The sequence below is a fragment of the Sciscionella sediminilitoris genome, from assembly GCF_000737195.2.
Lineage (GTDB): Bacteria > Actinomycetota > Actinomycetes > Mycobacteriales > Pseudonocardiaceae > Sciscionella > Sciscionella sediminilitoris.
Window position 1 is genome coordinate 57,661 of sequence record NZ_JALM01000021.1, and the last position, 13,176, is coordinate 70,836.

Here is a 13,176-nt window from a genome sequence, read left to right on the forward strand (position 1 = left end):
GTCAGCGGAGCATGCTCGTGATCGTCCTCCGTACCGACTCGGTGTCCGGCGGGCCCGCCTCCCGGTCGGCGAACAGCAGATGGACGGCACCGATCAGCATCGGAGCCACCGTAGTCACCTCGGCCTCCACGCCGACCCTGCCGATCGCCTGTTCCGCGCTCAGGTAGTCGGCGGTCATGGTGGCCGCGTCGGTCAGCAGCGGTACACCGGACGGCCAGCTTTGACGCAGGCGCGCCCGCAGCTCGTCCCGGAAACTCACCAGGGCGAGGATGCCCATCGCCACCGGACCGAACACGGCACCGAGGAAATCGGCGAGGTTACCGGCCACCGTGCCGCTGCCCGCCCGCGCGCTCAGCGTCGCGGCCTCGGTGGTCATCCGGTCCCTGCGGTCCAGCACGAGCTCGGCAAGGAACGCGTCGAAATCGGCGAAATGCCGGTGCAGCACCCCTTTCGCGCAGCCCGCCTCCTCGGTGAGCGCCCTGCTGGTCAACGCGCTCGGCCCGGACCGCAGCAGGATCCGCTCGGCGGCCTCGAACAGCTGCTCGCGGACATCCCGCATGGCCACCCCGGTCGGCACGGTTCGGCCTCCTTCGCTCCTCGCGAACCTCGGTCGACGAGTGGGCATGCGCCCACTAATGTGGGCGCATGCCCACTTTACCGGAGTCGCATGAATACCGGCTGGTCGCCGAGTCCTTCGGAGCCGAGGCCGAACGCTACGACCGGACCCGGCCGCGCTATCCCGGCGCCTTGATCGAACGGGTCCGCGCCGAGAGCCCGGGTGCGAAGGTGCTCGATGTCGGCACCGGAACCGGGATCGTGGCCCGCCAGCTCGAACGGACCGGTGCCGAAATCCTCGGTGTCGAGCCAGACGAACGGATGGCGGAGTTCGCCAGGAGCAGCGGGGTCGCCGTCGAGGTGGCGAAGTTCGAAGAATGGGAACCCCGTGCGCGGACCTTCGACACCGTGGTCGCCGGGCAGACCTGGCACTGGGTGGACCCGGTCGCGGGTGCGGAGAAGGCCGCGCGCGTGCTCGGGCCGGGCGGACTGCTCGCCGTATTCTGGAACGCCTTCGAAGCCGAAGCCGAGATCGGCGCGGCCATGGCCGAGGTCTATCGCAGCGTGCTACCCGAATCGCCGATCAACCGGATTGCCACCTGCGGCGAGGACCCCTACGGCGAACTGTGCACCAAAGCCGCCGAAGGCATGCGGCACAGCGGAGCGTTCGGCGAACCACAGCGATGGCGCTTCGCCTGGGAAAAGGAGTACAGCACCGAAGAATGGCTGGACGTGCTGCCGACATTCGGCAGCGCCACCCTGCTACTCGCCGCAGAGCGCGCCGAACTGCTCGATCGCATCGGTGCCGTGCTGGACGCCGCTGGTGGCCGTTTCACCGTGCAGTACGCCACCGTGGTGGTCGCCGCGCAGCGGGCCTGATCTGGCTACCCCAGCTCATCGCGTTGCCCTTCTTCGCCGGCGACCGAATAAGGCGGCGCGCTGCCGCCCGCCACCCGGTTGCGTCCGTGTTGCTTCGCGACATAACACCAGTGGTCAGCACGCGCCAGTATGGCTTCGACAGTGTCTCCATCGTCAGGGTAGGTGGCAATACCGATCGATGCGGTGCGGTTGGTGATGTGTACCGCCTGATCGAGGGTGTCGGTGGCCTCGACGGTCATGGCCGCGATCGCGGCGCGGAGCCGGTGCGCGATCGCGGCGGCTTCCGGGGCACCGACCTTCGGGAGCAGGACGACGAATTCCTCGCCGCCGAAACGTGCCGGGATGTCCTCGGCACGTGCGTTGGCGCGCAGCACATGCCCGAGTTGCCACAGCACACGATCACCGGCCGGGTGACCGTAGGTGTCGTTTATCTGTTTGAAGTGATCGAGGTCGATCATCAGGATCGAGCACTGGCCGGCCTGGCGTCGGGCACGGGTCAGTTCACGGGTGGCTTCGAGTTGCCATGCGGCGCTGTTGCGGACACCGGTTTTCGGATCGGTGGCCGCCTGGTCCTCGACCTGGCGGGTCAGCGAGGCCCGATGCAGCGCGATCGCCACGAGCGCCACACCGGCGAGGAACCAGCTCCGTTCGAGAAGCAGCATGCCGGTCAGGACACCGAGGATGAGGTTGCAGGCAACCAGGTTGGTTCCACCAGGACGTTTGATCATGTCCAGGAATCGGTACTCGCCGCGGATGGCGAGCCCGGCCGCCGCTCCGACCAGATTGGCGACCATGTAGACGGCGACCGCGAGGATTGCCAGGAGGGTATTCCGTGGCTGGGCCACATCGAAACGCTCGATCGACCCGGCGCCGAGGAACAGCGCGAGGTGGGCGGCGGCCGCGGACCAGGTGACGATCGCGGCGGTGTACGCCGCCCGGTTGGCCACCACCGGTTCCGTGCCACGCCAGGACCTGACGAAGGTGTGCCCGTACAGGACGAAACTCAGCGCCGTGATCAGCGAGACCGGCAGGGTGAGCGCGGCCGCCATCATCCACACCGAGGTCATCGTGACGGGCATGGGCACGGCGAATAGGCGGCGGGTTCGCTCCACCGCGGTGCACGTCTCTTCCTGGATCAATCCCAGTCCGGCCAGTATCGCGAACGAGAGCCATTGCTCGCGGCTGGGCAAGGCGATCACCGCGGATACGGTCGCGGCGGCCGGGGCCGAGACAATGACGGCCAGCAGGACCGATGCGCGCCACCGGTCCATCGTCGCGAGACCGAGATGCGGGCTGGTCACGACGCTCTGCCTTCCTCGACCTCCGTAACCCTCGGTGACTCGGCAACATCATCGGCCTTGCCGCGGTTCTCGGTGCGGTACCAAGCCAAGCCGGCGACGGCGATCACGATGGTGCCCGCCCTGTCCATATCGCCGCGGTGCTCGCGCCCGCGATCGCGCCACCGAGCGCGGCGCCTACCCCCTGGGTGATCGAGATGACCGCGTTCCACAGGCCGCCGATCGCACCGCGGACCCGGTCCGGAACCGCGAGGGTCACCAGGTTGGTCGTCACCGTCATGGCGACCATGAGGGCACCGCCCGAGAGCGCGAGCAGCGCCACCACCAGAGGTAACGGGAGCGGCAGCCCGCACAGCAACAGTGGGACCCCACCTGCCGCGGCCGCGGGAACCATCACCTGCCGATCACGTTCGGCAAGCACCGGCCAGCGCAGTGGCAACACGCCGACCACTGAACCGAGCGGAGCCGCCGCCAGAATCCAGCCCGATGCGGACGGCTCACCGAGTTCGTATGCCAGTGGCACAGCCACGGCCTCGGGAACGATCAACGGGACAAGGATCAGCGATACACCCAACAACGCCCGCACGACCGGGGACGAGGCCACCAAGGCCCGCACGCTCGGCGCCTTGCCCTGCCCGGTGTCCGGAGTGGGGCGGGCACGCAGCAGGGTCAGGCAGGCCGCCGAGGCGAGGAACGTCGCGGCGTTGATCAACAAGCCGAGCGCGGGATCACTCAACGCGATCACCCCGCCGACCGCGAACCCGCCGAGCTGACCGAGTTGCACCGTGCCGAACCGGAGCCCCTGTGCCAGTTTGAACTCGGACTCATCGGGAAGCACCTCGGCCGTGATCGCTGTCTGAGCTGCTTTGAACACCGGTCCGATCGCGGTGATCACCGCGATCAATCCGATCAACCAGGCCCATGCCATGCCGGGAATCGCCATCACCGAGGCCAGGACCGCCCGGACCAGATCGGCCACGATCAGCACCCGGCGACGGGGCCAACGGTCCGCGATCCGCCCGAGGAACATGCCCGATATCAGCGTCGGGACGAAGGTTGCCGCGTATGCCACCCCGGTCAGCAGGGCCGAGCCGGTGCGTCCGTACACCAGGACCGACAACGCCACCCGTGCCATCTGATCCCCGAAGGTCGACAGCAGCTCTGCGGTCCACAATCCACGGAACTCGCGGCGGGCGAACACCCCCAGCATCGTTGCCGCCATGCCCCATCACTCCCGCTCCAGATCAAAGCACGATCCAGCAGCCGAACACCGCGTGGCGACCGAACGCGCCATAACCCCCACGGTAAGTAGCAGCCGCTCGCGGACAGCCTAGCCGGACAGCAGTGCGAACAACAGCATGCGATTTCGTGCACCAGCGCATTTCAGCGGTACGCCCGCTGGAGACGGGCCAAACGGTCTCAGCAATTGCTCTATTCGGTTTAAGCCGCACCGGTAGCCGCGAGACGTGTGGAAACAAGGTGCGGTTCGCCCGTATTGCCGGATTCTGTTACGTGCTGGTCCTCAGAATTCCGAAAAGGTGTAAGAACCGTTCCACATCGATCGTCGAGGGCTCGGCCGAAATCTCGCGATCGGAAATTCGTACGTTTCCGAACGTCACGACTCAGGCCCTTCCCGGATTCCGGAAAGGGCCTGGTCGTGTGTGGAGCCGCCTGGGGGAATCGAACCCCCGACCTACGCATTACGAGTGCGTCGCTCTGGCCGACTGAGCTAAGGCGGCAGCACCGCTGAGTGTACTCATATGATCGCCGTCACTCTTGCGGCCCCTGCTCGTTACTTCGGATGTGACGCGGGGTGCGTCGATGTCGCCCTGTGCACGCGGAGGAGGATTACTGCAGATGAGGGGACGCTTGCCGAGAGCTCTGTCGGTGCCGGCGGTGGTGCTGGTGTGCTCGCTGACGGCATTGCCCGCGGCGGCCGATGTGTCGATCCCGACGACTCCGGTCCCGCACCCGGTGGATCCGGCCGATCCGCCGGTGGTGGGTACGCAGGGTCCGCAACCGCTGGGCCACGCGGTCGGGGACGCGGGCGCGGCGGTCGGTGATCTGCAGGTGCTCCCCGGTCTGGTGGACACCACGACGATCATGCCGGGCATGGGTGACCAGCTGCCGAAGCAACCGCTGTTGGAGGCGGGCCTCGGCACCTCGAGTGCGCAGGTGAACTCGGAGTCGTATCTGAACTATGAGCGTTCGATCGCGGAGTCCTCGCCGCTGGGCTTCGCGTTCGGGGGGAATTCGCCGCGGCTGCCCGGTGCGCTGAGCCAGACCGCGCTTCCGGACAATCCGCAGGCGGTGCACGGTGGTCTGCAGCTGCCGAAGAATCCGCTGCTGAACGTGGGCCTGCTGCAGGGCTCGGCGAATGCGCGCTATTCGCCCACGCTCGGCCCGTGCACGGACGGCCCGATCTCGGACTCCTCGACCTCGGTGGCGAATCTGTCCGCGGTGAACCTGAATCTGCCGGGCAGCTCGGGTCCGCTCGCGGATGTGCTGAACCCGAGCAAGCTGGCGGCACTGCCGGATCAGGTGCGCAAGGCGGTGAGCACGGACCCGGCCAAGGGTGGCATCGACCCGAAGCAGGCGCTGTCCGTGCTGACTCCGAAGGCGAGTCAGGGCGATCAGCTCAAGGATGGCGACCCGGGGATCTCGCTGATCAGCGCGCCGAACCTGATCAGCTCGCGGTCTCAGGTGAAGCTGGTGGACATGCCGGGCACGAAGAACAAGGCGGTCCGCTCGGCGACGACGTTCCAGTTCGCCGATGTGACCCTGTTCAAGGGCCTGCCGATCCAGACCAAGATCAAGATCGCCAGCCAGCCGAAGCTGACGGTGACCTCGACGGGCAAGAAGGACACCTCGAAGGTGGAGTACACGGCCCCGATGCTGGAGGTGCAGCTGCCGTTCCTGCCGCCGATCAAGGTGGACGCGCGGCACCCCTTCCAGGCGCCGCTCGCGCTTCCGCTGCCGAACCTGATCCCGCCGAACGTGAAGCAGGAGTTCACGCAGAAGTTCGGGATGAACCTGGATCAGATGCGCAATGTCCCGGTGCTCGGCGAGGCCGCGAAGTTCCTCGATGACAAGGGCGGCAACGGGTTCTCCCTGGATCTCGGCCTGCTGCGGCTCAAGGTCGGGGATTTCAAGCAGAGCGGTCAGGTGCAGACGAAGGGCAAGGGCGGGGCACCGTTCTCCGGGTACCAGCTCGGTGCGAGCGCGAACATGGCCAGCCTGGACATCCTTCCGCTCGATCTGCTCAAGCTGAAGGACGGCCCGAAGTCACTGGCTACGGCGACGCTCGGGAAGCAGGTGGCCCGCGCCTACGCGCCGACGGGCGGGGTGGAGTGCGGCACCACGAACCCCGGTGGCGGGGCGGCGAAACCGAGCGGTGGCGCGCCCGCCAAACCGAAGCCGCAGGCCAAGCAGCTCGCCTACACCAATGGCGCCTATGAATCGGTGCCGCTGTTCTGGACGGGCACCGGTCTGCTGCTCGCGGGCGCGGTGCTGATGGCCGCGCTGCCGCGCCGCAGGGCCAAGCGCTAGCTGCCGGTGATCCGCTGCCAGAGGCTGGGCTTCGGGGTGAACTCGGGGTCCGCCTCGGCGAGCGCGGAGCGGACCTGGCCGATGCTCGGGTTGACCATGGCGCGCTCCCCGATGATCACGGTGGGCACGGTCTCGTTCCCGTCGGCGACCGCGCGCACCTGCGCGGCGGCCTCGGGATCTTCCCAGATGTTGTGCTCCTCGACCGGGACACCGAGCCCGCGGATCTTCGGGGTGAGCATCATGCAGAACGGGCAGCCGGGCCGCCAGTAGTACTGAATGGTCACGTGCGGATCATCCTCTCTGCAGGGTGGTGAGCATCGCCTCGACGGCGATCCGCGGTTTGACGTTGAGTTCGATGGCTTCCCGGCAGTCGAGGATGGCCTCGATCCTGCGCAGCGCGCCCGCCGCGCTCAGCTGCCCGGCCAGCGCCGCGGAGTCGCGGGCCCGGTCGGGGTGGTTGAGCGTGACGTGTGCGCCGGTGGCCTTGGTGGCGAGCACATCCCGGTAGAACCCGGCGAGGTCGACGAGCGCGAGGTCGAGGCTGTCCCGCTGGGCCCGGGTGGCGCGGGATTTCTGCCGCTTCTCCAGGTCGCGTTCGGCGCTCTTGGCGGACCGTTCGGCGGCGGCGGTGCCCTTTCCGGAACCGCCCGCGCCCATGGCGGTGCGCAGCGCGGCCTTCTCCGCGTCGTCCCGGGCCGCACTCATGCTGCTGGCCTCGGACTCGGCGGCGCCGACGAGCTGGTCCACGCAGGCGAACACATCGGCGGGCCTGCGCAGCGAGCCGGGGATGCGCAGCACGGATTCCCGCCGTTCGCGGACTTCGGGGTCCTTGGCGAGCCGCCGCGCCCGCCCGATGTGCCCGCCGCACACCGAACCGGCCCAGCTCGCGGTCTCCGGGTCGATGCCGTCCCGGTTGGTGAGCACTTCGGCGATGGCCTCGGCGGGCGGGGTGCGCAGATTGATCACCCGGCACCGGGAGCGAATGGTCACCGAGACATCATCGGGATGGTCGGAGGGGGCGCACAACAGGAACACGGTGCGGTCCGGTGGCTCCTCCACGGCCTTGAGCAGTGCGTTCGCCGCGCCCTCGGTGAGCCGGTCGGCATCGGAGATGATCACCACCTGCCAGTGTCCCGCCGAGGGGCGCCGGGCGGCGAGCTGCACGAGCGAGCGCATCTGGGCGACCGGGATGGACAGCCCCTCAGGTTCCACGATGTGCACATCGGCGTGGGTTCCGGCGATCGCGGTGTGACAGCCGGAGCATTCCCCGCAGCCCTCGCCCTCGGTGCACTGCAGTGCGGCGGCGAAGGACCGGGCGACCACCGAGCGCCCCGATCCCGGTGGGCCGGTGAACAGCCAGGCATGGGTCATGCCGCCGGTGCCGTTCGCCGCGGCGCTCGCGGCCGCGGACAGTTCCGCGACGGCCTCGGTCTGCCCGACGAGATCAACCCAGACGCCGGTCCGGTTCGTCACTGCCCTCGCTCCTCCCACGTTCGTCTTCTTCAGTTGTACCAAGGAGCGCTTCGAGCCTGCCGGTGATCTCCGCGGTGAGCGCCTCCGGTTCCTGTTCGGCGTCCACCACCACGTACCGGTCCGGGTCGGCGGCCGCGAGCTCGGCGACGGTCGTGGAAACCCGCCATGGATTCTCCGCACCGGTCTCCGTGGCGTTGTCCAGCAGCACGGTGACGTCCGGGCGCAGTCGCTCGGTCGCCCAGTCGGTGAGCGCGTCCAGTTCGCGTTCTCCGGTCTCGGCGAACCGCACGGTGACCACGGCCGCGCCCTGCTGCAGCGCGGGCCGGATCTCCCGCTCGCCCGCCTCCGCGCGGACCGCGGCGGCCAGCAGTGCCCGTGCCTTGGCGGAGCGCAGCTGCGCGGTCTCGGCGATGGTGCCTGCGCGCTGTTCGTGGTCCCCGACGAACACGGTGGTCATGCCGCGGGCGCGCAGCCACTCGGCGATGCGCGTGGCCTGCTCGGTCACCAGCGCGTCCCCGCCACCCTCGACGGTCAGCAGCAGCCCGCTGGTGCGTGCCCCGCGCCCGCGCACCATGCGCACCAGGTTCGCCAGGATGGACTCGGTAGACCGGTCGCCCATCTGCCGGTAGGCGATCACCCCGAACAGCGCGGCGAGCAACCCGGCGCCACCGAGCACCGGACGGGTGCCGTCCATGATCATCTCCCGGCCGAACAGCTCGATCCGGTGCTGCTGGGTGAGCCCGACCAGGATCGGCGATGCCACCGTCGAGCCGAAGAGCATGACCTTCATCAGCGACTGATAGACCGAGTTGACCCGGCCGCGCACCTCGTCCTCGACCTGCGCGCCGATGATCGTGATCCCGGTGAGGAAGGCGATCCCGGCCGCGGCGCCCACGATGTACACCGTGATCAGCGACATCACCAGGTGCGGGGAGATCGCGGACGCGGCAAGGGCGAGCCCGGCCACCACGATCGCCACCCCGAACAGCCGGTTGTGCGTCATCCGGTGCGCGATCCGCGGGGCGAGCACCATCCCGGTGGCCAGCCCGCAGAACAGGGTCACGAACAGCACCCCGAGCACCGACTCCCCGGAGAGCAGGCTCTGCGCGTACTGCCGCGCGGTCCCGATCACCGCACCGGCCGCGGCGAAGGCGCCGACCATGCCCAGCAGCAGCCCGCGGATCAGCGGGGTGGCCCCGGCGATGCGCAGCCCCTCGCGCAGCATCCGCAGGAATCCCTCGCCGTCCCCGGTGCGCTCGCGCCTTCCGGTGCGCCCGGAGATCTCCGGGATGCGGGTGCGGATGATGATCGCGCTCACCGCGTAGCAGCAGCCGCTGATCATCACGATCAGCCCGCTGATCTCCATCGGCGACTGGCCGACCCGCAGCGAGGTGTAGATCCCGGAGAGCACGGCGTAGAGCAGGGCACCGGTGAGCACCGCGCAGCCGTAGGTGACCACGAGCCCGACCTGGTTCGCCGTCTCGATCTGGGCGCGGTGGCGCATCAGGTTCGGCACGCTGGAGTCCTTGGCGGGCACCCAGAGCATGGACATGCAGCCGACCAGGAAGTTCGCCCCGAACAGCCACCACACCGTGCCGACCAGCGGGATCGAGACGAACAGGGCACAGCGCACCAGATCGGTGACCACCATGACGGTGCGCCGGTCGAAGCGGTCCGCGAGCACCCCGCCGATGGGAGCGAAGATCAGCCCGGGCAGCAGGTTGGTGAGCACTACCCCGGCGAACGCGAAGTTCTGCGCGAAATAACCGTGCAGCAGCTGGCTGGCCAGCCCGGAGAGGGCGAGGAACCCCAGCCAGTCCCCGACGCTGCACAGATACGAGGAGGCGAGCAGCCTGCGGAACGGCTTGATGGCGAGCACACTGCGTACCCGCCTTGTCGTGGATGTGGCTTGCCCCGCGGTCACGCTCACTCGAAGAGCGCTCTGATCTTGTCGTAGAAGTTGAACAGGATGATGATCACGAAAATGATCAGCGGGATGATGCAGCCCGCAGCGCCGGACTTCTTCTTCTGCTGCTGGTTCCGCTGTTGTTGCTGACCGCGCTGCTGTGGGCGCCGTTGCTGCTGTTGCGGCTGCGCGGCCCTGGTCTGGGGCCGGGCGGGCCTGCGCTGGCGCGGCTTCTCGGTCTCATCGGCCTGCTCGGCGGGGGCGAACACCGGCCCCGCCTGCTCGGCCTCTTCGCGCGCCCTGCGCTTCTGTTCGGCGAGCTTGGCCTCCACCGTCGCCTGCAACGACTTCGGGTCGGGCAAGCCGGTGTCGGTGTACCGGCCGTACGAATCCTCGCGGGTGTCCTGATACTCGTTGCTGGTGACCAGCCCGGCCAACGGGTCGGCGAAACGCAGACCGGGCGGTGGCGCAGCAGTCCCGTCCGGTCCGAACGGGGAGTCGTAGTCCTCGGCCACGTGCGGGTCCGTCACGAATCCAAGCCTAACGCCAGTCCGGCTCAGGAGCTGGACTTCGAGGAGGTCGCCTTGGACTTCGCGGTGGACTTGGCCGCCGTGGACTTGCTCGCGGTGGACTTGCCCGTGCCCGATTTGCTCGTGCTCGACTTGGTGGTGGTCGACTTCTTCGCGGTGGAGCGCTTCTTGGGCGCGGGGCCCTTGGCGCGCTTCTCCGCGAGCAGTTCGGCGGCCCGTTCCGCGGTGAAATCCTCCACCGTGTCCGAGCGGCGCAGCGAGGCGTTGTACTCGCCGTCGGTGACGTAGGGGCCGAACCTGCCGTCCTTGACCACCATGGGCTTACCGGTCGCCGGGTCCTCGCCGAGCTCCTTGAGCGGTGGTTTCGCCGCTGCCTGGCGCCCACGGCGCTTGGGCTCGGCGTAGATCTTCTTCGCCTCCTCGAGGGTGACGGTGAAGATCTGCTCCTCGTCGGTGAGCGAGCGTGAGTCGGTGCCCCGCTTCAGATAAGGGCCGTAGCGGCCGTTCTGCGCGGTGACCTCCTCACCGGTGTCCGGATCGGTGCCCACCACGCGGGGCAGCGAGAGCAGCTTCAGCGCCTCGTCCAGGGTCACCGTGGACACACTCATCGACTTGAACAGCGATCCCGTGCGCGGTTTCGGCTTCGCGGCCTTCTTGGTGCCCTTCTTGGGAGCTTCCTCCGGCTCGGCCGGTTCGGGCAGGATCTCGGTCACGTATGGACCGAACCGGCCCTCCTTGGCCACGATCTCGTGCCCGGTGACCGGATCGGTGCCCAGCGTCCGCCCCTCCATCGGGGTGGCGAAGAGCTTCTCGGCGATCTCGGTGGTCAGCTCGTCGGGGGCAAGGTCGTCGGTCAGGTTCGCCCGCTGCGCGTTGCCGTCGTCCCCGTCCCGCTCCAGGTAGGCGCCATACCGGCCGACCCGGACGTAGATGGTGCGCCCGGCCTCGTCGGTGAGCATCGGGATGGAGTTGATCTCCCGGGCGTCGATGTCCTCGACCCCGGTACCCACCAGCTTCTTCAGCCCGCCGGAGCGGCTGATCGAACCGGCCGGTCCGGTCTCGCCGCCGAAGTAGAAGGAGTTCAGCCAGTTCACGCCGCGCTGCGAGCCGGTGGCGATGGTGTCCAGCTCGTCTTCCATGGCCGCGGTGAAGTCGTAGTCCACCAGCCGCTCGAAGTGCCGCTCGAGCAGCGCGACCACGGAGAAGGCGACCCAGCTCGGCACGAGCGCGGAACCCTTCTTCCACACGTAACCGCGGTCCTGGATGGTCTTGATGATGCTCGCGTAGGTCGAGGGGCGCCCGATCCCGAGCTCCTGGAGCTTGCCGACCAGGCTCGGCTCGCTGTAGCGGGCGGGCGGGTTGGTGCTGTGCCCGTCCGGGGTGAGCTCGGTCGCGGTGACCGCGGCGCCCTCGGCGAGCTGGGGCAGCCGGGACTGCTTGTCGTCGGCCTCGCCGCCCGCCTCGGTGTCCACCGATTCCACGTAGGCCTTGAGGAAGCCGGGGAAGGTGATGGTGCGCCCGGAAGCGGCGAAGGTGCACTGCTCACCGGTGCTCGCGGTCCCGGTGATGCGCACCGAGGTGGTGTTCCCGCGCGCATCGGACATCTGCGAGGCGATGGTGCGCTGCCAGATCAGCTCGTAGAGGCGGAACTCGTCCGGGGACAGTTCCTTGGCGACCTGGCCGGGAGTGCGGAACGCCTCGCCCGCCGGACGGATCGCCTCGTGCGCCTCCTGCGCGTTCTTCACCTTCTTGGCGTACTGGCGCGGGGAGTTCGGCACGTAGTCCTTGCCGTAGAGCTCCAGCGCCTGGGAACGGGCCGCGGTCAGCGCCGTCTCCGAGAGGTTCGTGGAGTCGGTACGCATATAGGTGATGTAGCCGTTCTCGTACAGCCGCTGCGCGATCGACATGGTGCGATCACTGGAGAACCGCAGCTTGCGGCCCGCCTCCTGCTGCAGGGTCGAGGTCATGAACGGCGCGTACGGCTTGCGGGTGTACGGCTTCGACTCGACGCTGGAGACCTGCAGCGCCGCCCCGGTGAGCGCCTCGGCGAGGGTGCGCGCGCCCGCCTCGTCGAGCACCCTTGCCTCGCCCTTGAGCTGGCCGCGCTCGTCGAAGTCCCGCCCGGTGGCGAGCTTCTGCCCGTCGATGGAGACCAGCCGGGCCCCGAAGTTGCGCGGCTCGGCCTCGGCGCCCGCGTCGAGCTGCGCGGCGATGTCCCAGTAGTTGGCCGAGACGAACGCGATCCGCTCGCGTTCGCGCTGCACCACGATGCGGGTGGCCACGGACTGCACCCGGCCCGCCGAGAGCTTCGGCATGACCTTCTTCCACAGCACCGGGGAGACCTCGTAGCCGTAGAGCCGGTCCAGGATGCGGCGGGTCTCCTGCGCGTCGACCAGGTCGTTGTCCAGCTCGCGGGTGTTCTCCGCCGCCGCGCGGATCGCGCCCTCGGTGACCTCGTGGAACACCATGCGGCGGACCGGGATCTTGGGCTTGAGCGTCTCCAGCAGGTGCCAGGCGATCGCCTCGCCCTCGCGGTCGGGGTCGGTGGCGAGGTAGAGCTCGTCGGCCTCTTTGAGCAGCCCCTTGAGCTCGGTGACCTTGGACTTCTTGTCCGGGGTGACGATGTAGAGCGGGGCGAAGTCGTTGTCCACGTCGACCCCGAGCCGCGCCCAGGACTCGCCCTTGTACTTGGCGGGCACGTCCGCGGCACCGCGTGGCAGATCCCGGATGTGACCCGCGGACGAGTCCACGATGTACCCGTTGCCGAGATACGGGGCGATCTTGCGCGCCTTCGTCGGTGACTCGACGATCACGAGTCGCCGGGTACCGGCCTCGCTCTTGGTCCCTGCCACAGCTCCCCTGCTTTCCGTATGGTCCTCCGGCACGCCAGTGTGCACCCGGTCCAGTCGAACACGCGGAGCCGACCTCATTCGGACGACCCGGTGTGTCACCGATTCGGGTTGCCCCTCGGTGCCGCGTCGCCCCA

10 protein-coding genes and 1 tRNA gene are annotated in these 13,176 nt (G+C 68.7%); 2 read left to right on the plus strand and 9 right to left on the minus strand.

Annotation, left to right across the window (positions count from 1 at the left end; translation table 11 throughout):
• Position 1 precedes the first annotated feature (1 nt).
• Positions 2–577, minus strand: a complete 576-nt coding sequence (locus tag AD72_RS11500; protein ID WP_031466461.1) for a TetR/AcrR family transcriptional regulator — start codon at positions 575–577, stop codon at positions 2–4.
• Positions 578–645: 68 nt separating this feature from the next.
• Here AD72_RS11500 and AD72_RS11505 point away from each other — a divergent pair, with 68 nt between their 5' ends.
• Entirely contained in the window at positions 646–1,434 is a 789-nt protein-coding gene (locus AD72_RS11505; RefSeq protein ID WP_031466462.1) for a class I SAM-dependent methyltransferase, read from the plus strand.
• 5 nt (positions 1,435–1,439) lie between these two features.
• On the opposite strand, the gene AD72_RS11510 is transcribed toward AD72_RS11505, so the two are convergent.
• From AD72_RS11510 to AD72_RS11520, 3 genes are all read right to left on the minus strand, one after another.
• Entirely contained in the window at positions 1,440–2,705 is a 1,266-nt protein-coding gene (locus tag AD72_RS11510; protein WP_156365139.1) for a GGDEF domain-containing protein, read from the minus strand.
• A gap of 133 nt (positions 2,706–2,838) precedes the next feature.
• The gene (locus AD72_RS11515; RefSeq protein ID WP_051898510.1) at positions 2,839–3,954 is read right to left on the minus strand and encodes an MFS transporter; all 1,116 of its coding nucleotides are present in this window, start codon (positions 3,952–3,954) and stop codon (positions 2,839–2,841) included.
• 440 nt (positions 3,955–4,394) lie between these two features.
• A tRNA-Thr gene (locus AD72_RS11520) sits at positions 4,395–4,471 on the minus strand.
• A gap of 130 nt (positions 4,472–4,601) precedes the next feature.
• Between AD72_RS11520 and AD72_RS11525 the strand changes: the two genes are divergently transcribed.
• On the plus strand, positions 4,602–6,281 hold the full coding sequence (locus AD72_RS11525) for a hypothetical protein (RefSeq protein ID WP_037345477.1): 1,680 nt from the start codon (positions 4,602–4,604) through the stop codon (positions 6,279–6,281).
• Here the strand turns inward: AD72_RS11525 and AD72_RS11530 are convergent.
• From AD72_RS11530 to topA, 5 genes are read right to left on the minus strand one after another with little or no spacing between them, the layout of a single operon-like run.
• Positions 6,278–6,565 (minus strand): glutaredoxin family protein, encoded by a 288-nt coding sequence (locus AD72_RS11530; protein WP_037345443.1) that lies wholly within the window; start codon positions 6,563–6,565, stop codon positions 6,278–6,280. The two genes, AD72_RS11525 and AD72_RS11530, sit on opposite strands and share 4 nt — an antisense overlap.
• Positions 6,566–6,572: 7 nt before the next feature.
• Positions 6,573–7,754 carry a DNA polymerase III subunit delta' gene (locus tag AD72_RS11535; RefSeq protein ID WP_031466466.1) on the minus strand — a complete coding sequence of 394 codons (1,182 nt, stop codon included), beginning with the start codon at positions 7,752–7,754 and terminating at the stop codon, positions 6,573–6,575.
• Positions 7,726–9,684, minus strand: coding sequence for a bifunctional MFS transporter/dTMP kinase (locus tag AD72_RS11540; RefSeq protein ID WP_037345449.1), 1,959 nt, complete (start codon positions 9,682–9,684; stop codon positions 7,726–7,728). Before AD72_RS11540 ends, AD72_RS11535 begins: the two co-directional genes overlap by 29 nt.
• The gene (locus AD72_RS11545; protein WP_031466468.1) at positions 9,681–10,190 is read right to left on the minus strand and encodes a hypothetical protein; all 510 of its coding nucleotides are present in this window, start codon (positions 10,188–10,190) and stop codon (positions 9,681–9,683) included. Before AD72_RS11545 ends, AD72_RS11540 begins: the two co-directional genes overlap by 4 nt.
• Positions 10,191–10,216: 26 nt before the next feature.
• On the minus strand, positions 10,217–13,042 hold the full coding sequence (gene topA, locus AD72_RS11550) for a type I DNA topoisomerase (protein WP_031466469.1): 2,826 nt from the start codon (positions 13,040–13,042) through the stop codon (positions 10,217–10,219).
• Positions 13,043–13,176: the final 134 nt, after the last annotated feature.

Bases quoted from the DNA above. Each gene is read 5' to 3' on its own strand.
- AD72_RS11515 (WP_051898510.1), bottom strand. From the start codon at position 3,954: ATGGCGGCAACGATGCTGGGGGTGTTCGCCCGCCGCGAGTTCCGTGGA.
- AD72_RS11510 (WP_156365139.1), bottom strand. From the start codon at position 2,705: ATGGACCGGTGGCGCGCATCGGTCCTGCTGGCCGTCATTGTCTCGGCC.
- AD72_RS11505 (WP_031466462.1), top strand. From the start codon at position 646: ATGCCCACTTTACCGGAGTCGCATGAATACCGGCTGGTCGCCGAGTCC.